The following is a 14,089-nucleotide window of genomic DNA, read 5'->3' as shown; positions in this document are numbered from 1 at the left end:
CGCCTCCGGCCGGCGGAAGTTCCCGGCCGGTGTGTCCCGCGTGGTCGGCCTGCCGCCAGGGCCGTCCGGGTGCTGGGCGGCACGGGCTGTCGGTGGCAAACTGAGTCAAACGACATCAACCCCGGGAGTTTCTGTGGAGCCGAGGTTCCTGCTGCTCTCCGACGTTGCCACCGAGCTGAACGTGTCGGACTCGCAGGTCTACCACATGGTGCGCAGCGGCGAACTGCCGGCGATCAAGATCGGCGGACGCGGCCAGTGGCGCGTCGAGCGCGCTCGCCTGGAGGAGTACATAGCGCGCAAGTACGACGAGACCGCCGACTGGGTGCAGAGCAACCCGCTGGTCGACCGCGACCCGGAGTAAGCACCCCGCCCGGCCCATTGACCGAGGCCACTTCATCGCCCAGAATCGAGCTTGTCGGAAGCAAACGAAGGTAAACGCAAGATCAAGGGGACCATGATGAGCGAGGCGCGACCCGGTCCTTCCCGGCCACCCGTGCGGCTGCGCCCCGTCCCGCCCATCGACCCGCCATACGCTGACGAGACCGACGGGCCGTACTGGCCAGCGCCGACCCACGGTCAGCTCGCCCTCGACCTGTTCGCCTCGACCCGGCCAGACCCCGTCCGGCCGCCGGATCGCCGGGCCGCCCTCCGCCCGGTGCCCAGCCGGTCCACCACCCACCCGATCACGCCCTTACCGCCGGCGACCGCCCCGGAATCCACCCGGGCCGCGCATCGCTTCGTCGGCACCTGCCTGGAGGTCGTCAACGGCTACCGTTCGCCGGCACAGGTGCGGGCACTGCTGGACCCGGCCCGAGCGGGTGACCTGCTGACCGAGTTGGCCCGCGCGTCCGGGCGGGCCGGGGCACCTCGCCGCCGCGCCGGCCGGCCAGTGGTCCGGCTGCTCCGCCTGCGCGTCTGTGAGCCCAAGAAAGCCGCGGTGGAGGCGGCAGCCGTCCTTACCAGCGCCGGTGGTCGGAGCTGGGCGATGGCGCTGCGCCTGGAGCATCGCCGGGGCCGCTGGCTCTGCACCGCCCTGCACGTCCTCTGACCACAGCCGACCCGGACGGTCCCAACCCGGACGCGGGTGCCGGGCAGGGTCGGGCGTGGGTTGATCGACTCGGGTTCCGGGAAATTGGGGCATCGGCTGGCGGCCCAGACACCCCGCTTTCCGTGCAGCCGAGGTGATCATGGGGTGCGGAGCCGGACGCGCTGGAGACGCCGACGGGCCCCGGCCTCGTCGGCCGGGACCCGTCGGTCAGGTGCTGTCGGTCAGTTGCCGCCGTTGGGGGCGCCGTGGCAGCGCTTGTACTTGCGGCCCGAGCCACACGGGCACGGCGCATTGCGGGACGGGCCGTTGCTCGCCTCCGCCTGGTTCGGTGCCGGCCGACGGGAGCCGGCCGACGGGAGCGCCGGGCCGCGCAGCCCGGAGGCCGGCCGCTGCGGGGCGGACGGCGCACTCTGCCCCGGCGCCGCCGGAGCACCCGAGGCCGGTCGGCCCACACCGAGCGCCGGAGCCTGCTGCTCGGCCTGCTCGACGGCAACTGCGCCAGGGCTGGCCTCACCGTCGATGGTGGGAGCGGAGTATTGCAGGCCCTGCCGCCGCGGGGCCTGGTTGAGGCCCTTGGCCCGGATCTCCACCGGCTTGTCGAGCAGCGCGACCTCTTCGGACCCCGCATCCGGCTCCGGTTCGGTCACCTGGACGTCGACGTTGTAGAGGAAACCGACCGTCTCCTCCTTGATGCCCTCCATCATGGTGGCGAACATGTCGAAGCCCTCGCGCTGGTATTCCACCACCGGGTCGCGCTGGGCGTACGCCCGGAGGTTGATGCCCTCCTGGAGGTAGTCCATCTCGTAGAGGTGCTCGCGCCACTTACGGTCGATGACCTGGAGCAGCACCATCCGCTCGAGTTGGCGCACCCCCTCGGTGCCGACCTGCTCCTCGCGCCGGTCGTACGCGGCGTTCGCGTCGTCCTTGAGGCGGGAGACCAGGAAGTCGGCGTCCATGCCGGCCCGGGAGCCGCCGGCCTCCTCCTCAAGCTCCTCGATCGTCACGCCGACCGGGTAGAGCTGCTTGAGGCTGGACCAGAGCTGCTCAAGGTCCCAGTCCTCGCCGTAGCCGTCGGAGGTGGCACCCCGCACATACGCCTCGACGGTATCGTCGATCATGTTGCGGACCTGGTCGGAGAGGTCCTCACCGTTGAGCACCCGGAGCCGCTCGGCGTAGACGACCTGGCGCTGCTTGTTGAGCACCTCGTCGTACTTGAGCACGTTCTTGCGGATCTCGGCGTTCTGGCCCTCGATCTGGGCCTGGGCGCTCTTGATCTGCCGGGTGACCATCTTCGACTCGATGGGCACGTCCTCCGGGATGTTGAAGCGCTCCATCACCGCCTCGACCGCGCCGGCCCGGAAGCGCCGCATCAGCTCGTCCTGCAGGGACAGGTAGAACCGGGACTCGCCCGGGTCACCCTGCCGGCCAGCGCGACCGCGCAGCTGGTTGTCGATCCGCCGGGACTCGTGCCGCTCGGTGCCGAGCACGTAGAGGCCACCGGCGGCGGAGACCTCGTCCGCCTCGGCGTCGCAGGCCTGCTTCCAGTTGGGCAGGACCTCCTCCATCGCCTTGGCGTACTCGTCCTCGTTTTCCAGCGGGTCGAGGCCGCGCTGGCGCAGCTCGTTCGCGGCGAGGAACTCGGCGTTGCCGCCGAGGAGGATGTCAGTGCCACGGCCGGCCATGTTGGTGGCCACGGTGACCGCGCCCTTACGCCCGGCCTGGGCGACGATCTCGGCCTCCCGTGCGTGGAACTTGGCGTTCAGCACGTTGTGCGGGATGCCCCGCCGCCGCAGCAACTGGGAGAGGATCTCGGAGTTTTCCACCGAGACGGTGCCGACCAGCACCGGCTGGCCCAACTGGTGCCGCTCGGCGATGTCCTCGATGACCGCGTTGAACTTGGCCTTCTCCGTCTTGTAGATGACGTCCGGCCGGTCCTCGCGGACCATCGGGCGGTGGGTCGGGATCGTCACGACGCCGACCTTGTAGACCTTGTTGAACTCGCCTGCCTCGGTCTGCGCCGTACCGGTCATCCCGGACAGCTTCGCGTAGAGGCGGAAGTAGTTCTGGAGGGTGATGGTGGCCAGGGTCTGGTTCTCCTGCTTGATCTCCACCCCCTCCTTGGCCTCGATCGCCTGGTGCATGCCCTCGTTGTAGCGGCGGCCGTGCAGGATGCGACCGGTGAACTCGTCGACGATCAGGACCTCACCGTCGCTGACGATGTAGTCCTTGTCCCGCTTGTAGAGCTCCTTGGCCTTGATGGCGTTGTTGAGGTAGCCGACCAGCGGCGTGTTCACCGACTCGTACAGGTTGTCGATGCCGAGTCGGTCCTCAACCTTGGCGACACCACGCTCGGTCACCGCGATGGTGCGCTTGGAGTGGTCGACCTCGTAGTCGCCCTCGCCGTCGGTGCCGGCCTGAAGCCGGGCGACCACGCCGGAGAACTCGCCGTACCAGCGGGCCGAGTGCTCGGCCGGGCCGGAGATGATCAGCGGGGTCCGTGCCTCGTCGATCAGGATGGAGTCGACCTCGTCGACAACCGCGAAGTTGTGCCCGCGCTGCACCAACTCGTCCTTCGACCAGGCCATGTTGTCGCGCAGGTAGTCGAAGCCGAACTCGTTGTTGGTGCCGTAGGTGATGTCGCAGTCGTACGCGGCACGGTGGTCGGTGGCCGGCCGGTTGGGCAGCACCACGCCGACGGTCAGCCCGAGGAACTCGTGCACCCGGCCCATCCAGGCGGCGTCCCGCTGGGCGAGGTAGTCGTTGACCGTGATCACGTGCACGCCCTTGCCGGACAGCGCGTTGAGGTAGACGGCCATGACCGAGGTCAGCGTCTTGCCCTCACCGGTCTTCATCTCGGCGATGTTGCCGAAGTGCAGCGCCGCACCGCCCATCACCTGGACGTCGTACGGGCGCTGGCCCAGCACACGGGCGGATGCCTCGCGGGCCACCGCGAACGCCTCCGGCAACAGGTCGTCGAGGGTCTCCCCGTCGGCGAGCCGCTCCCGGAACTGTTCGGTCATGCCGGCCAGTTCCTCGTCGCTGAGGTTGACGTAGTCGTCCTCGATCGAGTTGACGGCGGCGGCGATGGCCTTCAGCCGGCGCACCATACGGCCCTCGCCTGCGCGAAGGACCTTTTCCAAAATCGACACGGATCAACGCTCCCCTAGACGGTCTCGAACCATCGTAGGCGCTCCATCGGCGTGATGGTCACTGGTAGCGGCGGTCCATGTCGCCGAACCCGACATAACTCACGTACCAGATGCGCCTCGGACGTAATCCGGTTACGCCGTCGGCGAACGTTGCGGCACGATGCACGAGTGGAGCCCGTCGAGATCACCGAGGACGGCGTGCTGCTGCGGCCCTGGCGGGACGCCGACGCCGACGCCGTGCACAAAGCATGCCAGGACCCGGACATTCAGCGCTGGACGACCGTGCCGCGCCCGTATCTACCCGAACACGCTCTCGGCTTCGTCACCGAGATGAGCAGGACGGCCTGGGCGGAGGGCACCGGTGCGCCGTTCGCGGTCTGTGATCCGGCGACGGGCGAACTGCTCGGCTCGTGCGGGTTGATCTCCATCGACCGCGCCGGCACCGGTGAGATCGGCTACTGGACGGCCCCCTGGGCGCGCGGCCGGGGAGTGCTGGTCCGGGCCACCAGGGCGGTGGCCCGCTGGTCCTTCGACACCCTCGGGCTGCGCCGGCTGATCTGGCAGGCCGAGGTGGGCAACCACGCCTCCCGGCTGGTCGCACTCCGGGCCGGCTTCCGGATCGACGGCCGGCTGCGGCTGGCCGACCCGGCGTTGCCGTCGGGCGCCGACGGCTGGATCGGCTCGCTGCTGCCCGGCGAGGTGCCCGCGCCCGGGTCGACCGGGCCGGCCGGTCCGGGCACCCTCGCCGCCCGGCGGGCCGCCGTCTTCGGCCGCCCGCAGCCCATCCTGTTCGCCACGGCCGGGGCTGGCGAGCTGCGCCTGCGGCCGATGGAGGAGCAGGACCTCGACGCCGTGGTGCAGACCTGCCGGGACCCCGACACCATCCGCTGGACGACCGTGCCGGACCCGTACGAGCGCGCCGACGCGCAGGGATACCAGGTCTACAGCCAGGAAGCCTGGGCCCGGGGCGACGCCGCCTGCTTCACGATCGGCGACCCGGACGACCGGTACGCGGGCTCGCTCGACCTGCGGCTCTCCCCCGCCGACGCGCTGCTGGCCGACGTGGGCTTCATGGCCGCCCCGGCGGCCCGGGGCCGGGGCTACCTGCCGGCCGCGCTGGTCGCGCTCTGCGCCTGGGGCTTCAGCACGCTGGGCCTGGCCCGGATCGAGTGGAAGGCGAACGTGGGCAACAACGCCTCCCGCCGGGTGGCGGAGAAGGCGGGCTTCACGTTCGAGGGCACTGCCCGGGACGGGGTGCAGCACCGGGGCGAACGGGTCGACGTGTGGGTGGCCGCGCTGCTCGCCGGGGACCTGTGATGGCCCTGCGGCAGGTCATCGAGGCGTACGGGGTGCGGCTGCGTCCCTTTCGCGCCGAGGACACCGCCGACGTGGTCGACGGCTGCGCGGACCCGCGGACCCAGCGGTTCATCTCGGGCCTGCCGACGCCGTACACCGAGACCGACGCCCGCTGGTGGATCGACGCCGGCGCCCCGGCGGTCTGGGCCGGCGGCGGTGCCGCGTACGCCGTGGCGGACCCCGCCACCGACCGGATGCTCGGCGCGGTGGGGCTCAGCAACCCGGTGCCCGCTCGGCGTCAGGCCGAGATCGGCTACTGGGTGCGGCCGGCGGCGCGCGGGCGCGGACTGGCCGCCGCAGCCACCCGCGCGCTGAGCGAGCACGCCTTCGCCACCGGGACGGTCCGACTGGAGTTGCTCACCCACCCAGAGAACGGCCCGAGCCAGCGGGCCGCGCTGGCCGCCGGCTTCCGCTACGAGGGTTTGCGCTGGTCAGCGGGTTCGTCCGGCGACGCGGGCCGGCATGATCTGCTGGCCTGGGTGCGCCTCACCGACGATCCGGCCGGCCCGACCGCCCGACTGCTGCCCGACCTGCCCGGCGGGGTGCTCACCGATCAGGTGGTGGCCCTGCGCCGGCTCGCGCCCAACGATGCGGACCTGATGTACCGGCTGCACAGCCGACCCGACGTGGTGGCGAACCAGGCACCGCCCGTGCCGCCGACGCGGGAGGCGATCGAGCGACGCTGCCGCTTCACCGAGAGCGGCTGGCTGACCGGCGAGATCGCCCGGCTGCTGATCACGGACGTGGCCAGCGGGACGCCGGCGGGCAGTTGCGGGTTGTCGTTCACCGACGTGGCCGCTGGCGAGGCGTCGGTCGGCTACGCGCTGCTGCCCGACTGGCGCGGCCGGGGGTACGCGACACGGGCGGTCCGCCTGCTCGCGGGCTGGGCCTTCGGTCCGGCCGGTATGGCCCGACTGACCGCCGGCACGGTGCCGGACAACACCGCGTCGCATCGCGTGCTGGAGCGGGTCGGGTTCCAGCGTGAGGCTCTGCAGCGCGGCCGTCTGCCCGGGCTGGCCGGGGCCCGGCTGGACGACCTGACCTTCGCGCTGCTCCCCTCCGACCTCCGCTGACAGATCGTGGAGTTGTGGTGGGAGCTCCCACCACAACTCCACGATCAACGCGGTCGGCTACCGGTCAGGTGGCGAGGGAGATGATGCCGTAGTCGTACGCGTGGCGCCGGTAGACGACGCTGGGGCGGCCGGACTCCTTGTCCTGGAACAGGTAGAAGTCGTGACCGACCAGTTCCATCTCGAACAGCGCGTCGTCGATCGTCATCGGCTCCGCCGGGTGCACCTTCTCCCGGGCGATGTGCCACGGCTGCTGGTCGTCGTACTCCTCCTCGACCCGCTCGATGACGGTGGTGCCGGCGCGGGCGCCGTCACCCGGCGCGCTCAACTGTGGGGTGGCCACCAGGTCCGCGACCGGCAGGCCCGCGGTGGCCTCGGCGACGGAGATCGGCGCGTGCCGACCCCGGTGTACGCGGCGGCGGTCGGCCGCGCGGCGCAGCCTGGTGTCGAGCTTCGCGATGGCCGCGTCGAGCGCGCTGTAGAAGTCGTTCGTGCAGGCCTCGGCCCGCATCACCGGGCCCCGCGAAACGCAGGTGATCTCCACCCGCTGGCAGTGGTCGGCCTGGCGCGGATTGCGCTCGTGAAACAGCTCGACATCGACTCGGATAAGTTTGTGGTCGTAGCGTTCGATCTTTGCGAGTTTCTCGGCTACGTGCACCCGGTAATGGTCCGGCACTTCGACGTTTCGGCCCTTGACCACGATGTCCACGTGACCTCCCTTTTTCGGACGGTCTTCGATCCAGTAACCCGGTCGCACCGTGGGGAGACCCGCTGGCGTCGACCGGTTGGTACGGCTACGCCTCCTTTCACCGCCGGAGGCGGGTGGAACAACTCCTACCCCCGACAACGAAACGCTAACTCTTGTTTGCCCGCCCGTCACCCCATGTTGCCGAGACCGCCCAGGAATTTTCGCAGCTCATACACCAACGGGTGAAACGGAAACACGAACGGTTACGAGAGGTGTCTCTTCTCGGTCGCGGCGAGCACCACGGCGACTCTCGGTGCCCACCCGGTCGCCGTCAGCACCCTGGTTGCGGCGGCCAGGGTGACGCCGGTGGTGACGATGTCGTCCAGCAGCACCACGACCGGTGCCACGCCCGCGGCACGACCCCAACTCGGCGTGGTGGAGCGGGGCTGGAACGCGGCCTCGGCCGCCGCCGCCCGCCCGGCGCTGTCCAGGGTGACCGAGTCGGGCCGGGGCAGGGCACGCAGCGGACGGTGCACCCGCACCGCCCAGCCGCCCCGGTTGAGCCGGGCGGCACAGTGCCGGGCCAGCCGGTCCAGGTGATCGCCGTAACGGGACCGGGCCGCCGCCGCAGTGTCCGGGACCGGGACCAGCACCAGCGGACGAGCCACGCCGACCGCCGCCGCGACGGCCTCCGCGAGCAGTGCGCCGAGCGGGCGGGCCAACCCGTGCCGGCCGTGTTCCTTGTACGCCAGCAGAGCCTCCCGCAGCGGGCCGGCGTACGGGCCGAGTGCGACGCAGGACGGCAGGCCCGGAGGGGCGGGGGTGGGGCGGACCGATCGTGGGCGCAGCGCGCCCAACGCCGCGACGCAGGCCGGGCAGACCCCGTGCCGCAGGCCGGGCCGGCGCTCCCGACAACCCGCGCAGTCGGCGGGGAGTACCAGGTCGGCGAGGTCCGCCCAGAGCCCGCTCACGACATCAGTAGAGGAAGAACGGTGCCGACGGGTTGCTCGGGCGGACGCCGTTCGGCACCGGGGCGATGCCCCGCATACGGTCGGGCTCGATCCGTTCGAACGGGCTGCTGCGGTAGGCGACCCCGTTCGCCTCGTACATGTAGGCCCCGCTGGGCACCCGCACGCTGCGGCTGGTCGGGAACGCCGTCAGGTGGTTGACCTTGGCTCCCACGTCGGTCCGCAGGGGCGTCTCCAGGGCGCCCTCCACGCTGATCTCGTAGATCGCCTGCTGGCCCGCCGACCCGGCCACCACCAGCCGGTCCTCCCGGCCCCAGTCGACCGCCGTGAGGCCGGTCAGCGAGGTGGCCAGTTGTCTGGGCGGGCCGATGGAGACCCCGCCGCCGTCCGGGTTGACCGCCGCGACGTAGAGCCGGCCGCCGCCGATCAGCGCGACCCGCTGGCCGTCCAGCGCGGCGGCCACCGCGGTGACGTCGGCGGAGGCCAGGTTGAGCGGCACCGGGTACATCCGGGCCGCCTCATCGAACCGGAAGAGCTGCCCGTCGGCCACGACCAGGCCGCGGCCGGGGCGGGAGTCAACCGTACGCAGCCAGACCGGGCGGCTCATCGACGAGTACTCGGTGCCGCTGCGGCTGATCACGGAGACCGGTTCGGCGCCCGTGCCCACCGCCAGTCGGTACCGGTTCTTGCTGCTGCCGGTCACCACCATCGCGGCGAGGATCCGCCGATCCTTGCCCAGCGCGAGGTCGGCGGAGACGATGTTGCGGTTGACCTCGGGCGCCAGCGGCACCACGCCGCTGAGTTCGCTGCCGAAGTCGATCGGGTGGATCGCGCCGTCGTACACGCCGAACCGCTGCGGGCTCGCGGTGTTCGGGTAGAGCTGGTGGGAGTTCCGCCGCTCGTCCAGGTCCTGTACGGGCTGCGAGTTGTTGCGGATCTTCAACTCCACCTCGCCCGGCAGGTCGCCCAACGACCAGGCGAGTTGCGTGATCAGCTGGTCGATCCCGTGCTGGTCGTCACCGGACATGTCCAGGTTGATCTCCCACCGACCGTTGGCGCCGGTGGCGTTGTTGATCAGCTCGGTGCGGTCGGGTAGCCCGACGACACCCGGGCGCAACCAGTCGGACGGACCGCCGACCAGCCATTTCACCACTTCGTTGACCCGGCGCTCGTTTGGCACCGCCAGCGGCCGGTAGCGCTGGTCGGGCACCAGCCGGGTGCGGTCGGAACTCCAGAAGTAGATCGACTCGTCCTGGTAATACTGTTTGAGGGCGTCGTCGCTGAGCAGCAGCACGTTCGGCGGGTTGAGGACGTACAGGCCGGCCCGCTCGTCGTTGGCTCCGTTGTCGAACGTCGCGCTGCGGAGCCCGAACTCGTACTGCGTCTCGGTCGCCACCGGCGGAGCCAGGATGCCGTTGGCCCGCAGCACCCCGATCTGCTGCACCGTGATCTTCACCGTGGTGGTCGAGTCGCTGTTGAGGGTGTAGACCGCCTCGCGCAGCCGGACCACGTTCAGCGCGACCTCGCTGCCCTTCTTGTCCTGCAGGCGGGGTTTGTCCTCCGGGGCGATGAACGCCTTGACCCGCTCGTACGCCCGGTCCGGCTCGCCGGCGGCGGCGGACAGGAAGTTGCGCACGAACACCTCGTTGAGGCTGCCGCTGGCCGTCCGCGTCGGCGGCTCACTGCCCGGGCCGTCGACCACGCCGGCCTCCGTCGCGGCCCCGACCTTGCCGTCCACCCGCACGTCGGACGCCGCCGGGATGCCGCAACCGGCACCCAGCAGCAGCAACACCACACCGAACGCCCCGAGCAGAGTCAGCCGTCTCACGAGCGCACCTCCGCCCGCTGCCCGTCCCCGCCCGAAGCTGGGCCGATCGCCAACGCCCCGTCGGTGCCGGGCCCGATGGCCAGCGGACCACCGTCGCGGGGGCCGAACGGCAGCGCGGCGTCGGCCGGCACCAGCCGCAACGGCGAGGTGGTCAGCCGGTCACCAGCCCGGGCTGGCAGCGTGAGTCGGAACTGCGCGCCCTGCCCGGGAGCACCCCACGCCTCCAGCCAACCACCATGCAACCGGGCGTCCTCCAGGCTGATCGACAGGCCCAGCCCGGTGCCCCCGGTCTGCCGAGCCCGGGACGGGTCCGCCCGCCAGAACCGGTTGAACACCAACTTCTCCTCGCCCGCCTTGAGCCCCACACCGCGGTCGCGAACGGTGATCGCCACCGCGGTCTCGTCGAGGCCGAGGGCGATCAGCACCGGGCGGGCCTCGCCGTGCTCGACGGCGTTGCCGACCAGGTTGCGCAACACCCGCTCGACCCGGCGCGGGTCGACCTCGGCGATCACCGGCGTGCCCGGCAGGTCGAGCTCGATTGGCACGCCCACGCGCTCGGCCAGGCCGGCCAGCCGATCGACCACCCGGTGCACCACCGGCACCAGGTCGGTCGGCTCGGAGTCCAGCATGGCGAAGCCCGCGTCGAAGCGGCTGATCTCCAACAGGTCGGTGAGCAGCTCCTCGAAGCGGTCCAACTCGGTCTGGAGCAGCTCGGCGCTGCGGGCCACCGCCGGGTCGAACCCGTCGCGCTCGGCGAAGATCAGGTCAGCGGCCATCCGGACCGTGGTCAGCGGGGTACGCAGCTCGTGCGAGACGTCGGACGTGAAGCGGCGCTGCAACCGGGACATCTCCTCCAGGCGCAGGATCTGCCGTTGCAGGTTGGTGGCCATCTGGTTGAACGAGGCCGCGAGCAGGGCGAGGTCGTCCTCACCGTTGACCACCATGCGCTGGTCGAGCAGACCGGCGGAGAGCCGCTGGGCGGTCCGTGCGGCCACCCGGACCGGGTTGACCACCAGCCGGGTGACCAGCGCCGCGAGCAGCCCGAGCAGGATCACCAGGGCGACCCCGGTGGCCACCACGGTGGCACGGGCGTCGGCGGCGGTGACGTCCTGCCGGCTCAACGGCACCAGGTAATAGAGCTCGATCTGACCGAAGCGGGTGGGCACCGGTGAGCCGTAGACCAGATATTTGGTCGACTCACCGGTGAGCCGCCCGGTGCGGATCTGGCTGGCCACCTTGCCGTCGGCGATCGCGGCCCGCAGCTCCGGGCTGATCAGCAGCTGGACGTTCGCGGATGGCGCGGTGCGCGTCTGGATGTCGTTGGGATAGCCGTCGGCCGTGATCGCCACCACCACCCCGCTGGTCTGCTGGGGGTCGCCACCGGCCAGGTAGTTGACCGTGCCGTCGATGGTCTGCTGGAGCTGCGCCTCCTGCGGCTGGCCGTAGAGGGAGACCTGCTTGGCCGCGTAGCTGGCGCCGCTGGTCACCCGCTGCCGGACGTCGCTGCGGGCGTTGTCGAGCAGGATGGTGGTGATCTTGTCGGCGATCAGGAACGCGAACCCGCCGACCAACAGACTGGACGCGACAAGCGTGATGGTCACGACCCGGACCTGTAGCGAGCGGCGCCAGGTCTGGTGCACCCGGGCCACGACCCGGGCGACCCGGCCGCTCACGGCGTGCCACAGGTCCCCGCCGGCGCTGGGCCGGCGGGCAGCCGTGCTCGGGGGGTGCGGGGGCGGGGAGGTCGACACAGTGCGACCAGGCTATCCGGTCCCCGCCTTGTAGCCCACGCCCCGCACGGTGAGGATGATTTCCGGTCGCTCCGGGTCCGGCTCGATCTTGGCCCGCAACCGCTGGACGTGCACGTTGACCAGACGGGTGTCGGCCGCGTGCCGGTAGCCCCAGACCTGCTCCAGCAGCACCTCGCGGGTGAAGACCTGACGTGGCTTGCGGGCGAGCGCGACCAGCAGGTCGAACTCCAGCGGAGTCAGTTTCACCTCCTCGTCGTTGCGGCTGACGGTGTGCGCGGGCACGTCGATGGTGATCTGGTTGTCGGGCGGCCCGATGGTCAACATCTCGGGGGCCACGTCCTCGCCTCGGCGCAGCCGTGCCCGCATGCGGGCGACCAGTTCCTTGGGCTTGAACGGCTTGACCACGTAATCGTCGGCACCGGACTCCAGACCGAGCACGACGTCCACGGTGTCGCTCTTGGCGGTCAGCATGACGATCGGCACTCCGGACTCCGTCCGGATCGACCGGGCGACGTCGATACCACTCATACCGGGCAGCATCAGGTCAAGCAGCACGATATCGGGACGGCTGTCGCGAAATGCGGCCAACGCTCGCTCGCCGTCCGCCACGAACGAGGGCAGGAAACCCTCGCTGCGCAGCACGATGCCGAGCATCTCAGCGAGCGCAGGGTCATCGTCGACCACCAGTACGCGGGCTCTCATGGGATTAATATTGCATCCTCATTCAGTTCGGTGGGACCGACGTCTGCCGGTTGACGCATAATGCCGCCGAGGAACCTGTCACCGCGACCCGCGGCGGCGGCGCCACGTGCTGCGGTGCCGGGCGCACGGATGAATCCCGGGCCGGGCTGCCACCATGATCCCCCTTCGGCGGTGCCCGGCGCCACCGCAGCCCGGGCCGATCCCGCTGTCGCCAACCGGACGACGGTCAGCCGAAGAGCGCCCGCCCCCAGTGGTCCCCGCCGTCGCGTACCCCCGGTGGGCAGGCGAACACCCCACTGGAGACGTGCCGCAGGTACTCGTTCATCACGTCATGCCGAGCCAACTGGGTCTGGATCGGCACGAACTGGCGGCGCGGATCGCGCTGGTAGGCGATGAAGAAGAGGCCAGCGTCGAGCCGACCGAGACCGTCCGAGCCGTCGACGAAGTTGTAGCCCCGGCGCAGCAACTGGGCGCCGTTGTTCCGACTCGGGTGGGCCAACGTGACGTGGGCGTGCTCAGCGATCACCGGCTTGCCGTCCGCGCGGTGCGCGGCGAAGTCCGGCTCGTCGAACTCGTTGGTCCGACCGAGCGGGGCACCGCTGCCCTTGGCGCGGCCGACGATCTCCTCCTGCTCGGCCAGCGAGGTCCGGTCCCAGGTCTCCACGAGCATCCGAATCTTGCGGGTGACCAGGTAAGAACCTCCGGCCATCCAGTCCGGCCCGTCGCCCGGCTGCACCCACAACTGGTCGCGCAGCAGGTCGGTGTCCTCGGCCTTGAGGTTGGCCGTACCGTCCTTGAACCCGAACAGGTTGCGCGCGGTGGCCTGGTCGCGGGAGGTCGACGAGGTGCGACCAAAGCCGAGCTGCGACCAGCGGACGCTCACCACGCCCATGCCGAGCCGGGCCAGGTTACGGATCGCGTGCACCGCCACCTGCGGATCGTTGGCGCACGCCTGCACGCAGAGATCGCCGCCGGAGAGCTGCGGCTGCAACGCGTCGCCGGGGAACTTCGGCAGCTCGGCAAGGGCGGCGGGTCGCCGATCGGCGAGGCCGAAGCGGTCCCGTCCGTCGGCGTCGCGAAACAGCGTCGGCCCGAAGCCGATCGTCAGGGTGAGCTGCGACGGGGGCAGGCCGAGCGCCTCACCGGTGTCGTCCGGTGGGGCCTCCGGCATCCCGCCGACCGCGCCGAGCACCCCGGCGTCCCGCCCCGAGGTCATCCGGGCGGCGGCGGCCGTCCACTCCTCGAGCAGCCCGACCAACCGGGCCCGGTCCTTGGTGATCACGTCGAAGGCGACGAAATGCAGCCGGTCCTGCGCCGGGGTGACGATGCCGGCCTGGTGCTCACCATGGAACGGCACCGCCCCGGCCAGGTGGTCACTCGCTGCGGCCGGGCCACGGGAGCCGTTCACCAAGGCTCCCGCGCCGACCGCCACCCCGGCGACCCCGGCCACTCCGGCGCCGGCGAGCGTGATCGCCCGGCGCCGGGTCAACCTGCTCCCGCTCATCGACTCGACCCTTTCTGCCATGTGG

General features: G+C 71.1%; 11 protein-coding genes. 4 read left to right on the top strand and 7 right to left on the bottom strand.

All coding sequences use genetic code 11. The features are described 5' to 3' along the window. Window positions 1–133 precede the first annotated feature (133 nt). On the top strand, window positions 134–361 hold the full coding sequence (locus OG811_RS15745; protein WP_091393976.1) for a helix-turn-helix domain-containing protein: 228 nt from the start codon (window positions 134–136) through the stop codon (window positions 359–361). 93 nt (window positions 362–454) lie between these two features. Beyond that, a complete protein-coding gene (locus OG811_RS15740; RefSeq protein WP_406075213.1) occupies window positions 455–1,048 on the top strand; it encodes an Rv3235 family protein in 594 nt (197 codons plus the stop codon). A 221-nt stretch (window positions 1,049–1,269) separates the two neighbouring features. Here OG811_RS15740 and secA read toward each other — a convergent pair whose 3' ends face one another. Further along, complete coding sequence (gene secA / locus OG811_RS15735; RefSeq protein ID WP_406075211.1) at window positions 1,270–4,197, bottom strand: preprotein translocase subunit SecA; 2,928 nt, start codon at window positions 4,195–4,197, stop codon at window positions 1,270–1,272. Between the two features lie 168 nt (window positions 4,198–4,365). Between secA and OG811_RS15730 the strand changes: the two genes are divergently transcribed. Then, complete coding sequence (locus tag OG811_RS15730) at window positions 4,366–5,514, top strand: GNAT family N-acetyltransferase (RefSeq protein ID WP_406075209.1); 1,149 nt, start codon at window positions 4,366–4,368, stop codon at window positions 5,512–5,514. Continuing rightward, window positions 5,514–6,626, top strand: a complete 1,113-nt coding sequence (locus OG811_RS15725; protein ID WP_406075207.1) for a GNAT family N-acetyltransferase — start codon at window positions 5,514–5,516, stop codon at window positions 6,624–6,626. Before OG811_RS15730 ends, OG811_RS15725 begins: the two co-directional genes overlap by 1 nt. A gap of 64 nt (window positions 6,627–6,690) precedes the next feature. Here the strand turns inward: OG811_RS15725 and hpf are convergent, their stop codons facing one another. From hpf to efeB, 6 genes are all read right to left on the bottom strand, one after another. After that, window positions 6,691–7,332, bottom strand: a complete 642-nt coding sequence (gene hpf / locus OG811_RS15720) for a ribosome hibernation-promoting factor, HPF/YfiA family (RefSeq protein ID WP_406075205.1) — start codon at window positions 7,330–7,332, stop codon at window positions 6,691–6,693. Window positions 7,333–7,574: 242 nt separating this feature from the next. Further along, the gene (locus tag OG811_RS15715) at window positions 7,575–8,282 is read right to left on the bottom strand and encodes a ComF family protein (protein WP_406075203.1); all 708 of its coding nucleotides are present in this window, start codon (window positions 8,280–8,282) and stop codon (window positions 7,575–7,577) included. A gap of 4 nt (window positions 8,283–8,286) precedes the next feature. Further along, the gene (locus OG811_RS15710) at window positions 8,287–10,107 is read right to left on the bottom strand and encodes an LpqB family beta-propeller domain-containing protein (RefSeq protein ID WP_406075201.1); all 1,821 of its coding nucleotides are present in this window, start codon (window positions 10,105–10,107) and stop codon (window positions 8,287–8,289) included. Further along, window positions 10,104–11,858, bottom strand: a complete 1,755-nt coding sequence (gene mtrB, locus OG811_RS15705; protein WP_406075199.1) for an MtrAB system histidine kinase MtrB — start codon at window positions 11,856–11,858, stop codon at window positions 10,104–10,106. Before mtrB ends, OG811_RS15710 begins: the two co-directional genes overlap by 4 nt. A 12-nt stretch (window positions 11,859–11,870) precedes the next feature. Next, the gene (gene mtrA / locus OG811_RS15700) at window positions 11,871–12,560 is read right to left on the bottom strand and encodes an MtrAB system response regulator MtrA (protein WP_406075197.1); all 690 of its coding nucleotides are present in this window, start codon (window positions 12,558–12,560) and stop codon (window positions 11,871–11,873) included. A gap of 226 nt (window positions 12,561–12,786) precedes the next feature. Next, on the bottom strand, window positions 12,787–14,085 hold the full coding sequence (gene efeB / locus OG811_RS15695; RefSeq protein ID WP_406075195.1) for an iron uptake transporter deferrochelatase/peroxidase subunit: 1,299 nt from the start codon (window positions 14,083–14,085) through the stop codon (window positions 12,787–12,789). Between the last annotated feature and the right edge of the window lie 4 nt (window positions 14,086–14,089).

The organism is Micromonospora sp. NBC_01638 (assembly GCF_045209745.1).
Taxonomy (GTDB): domain Bacteria; phylum Actinomycetota; class Actinomycetes; order Mycobacteriales; family Micromonosporaceae; genus Micromonospora.
This window is presented reverse-complemented; position numbering and strand designations above follow the sequence as displayed.

Excerpts from the sequence above, each read along its gene's own strand:
- OG811_RS15740 (WP_406075213.1), top strand. The coding sequence starts at position 455 with ATGATGAGCGAGGCGCGACCCGGTCCTTCCCGGCCACCCGTGCGGCTG.
- OG811_RS15725 (WP_406075207.1), top strand. The coding sequence starts at position 5,514 with ATGGCCCTGCGGCAGGTCATCGAGGCGTACGGGGTGCGGCTGCGTCCC.
- mtrA (WP_406075197.1), bottom strand. The coding sequence starts at position 12,560 with ATGAGAGCCCGCGTACTGGTGGTCGACGATGACCCTGCGCTCGCTGAG.
- efeB (WP_406075195.1), bottom strand. The coding sequence starts at position 14,085 with ATGGCAGAAAGGGTCGAGTCGATGAGCGGGAGCAGGTTGACCCGGCGC.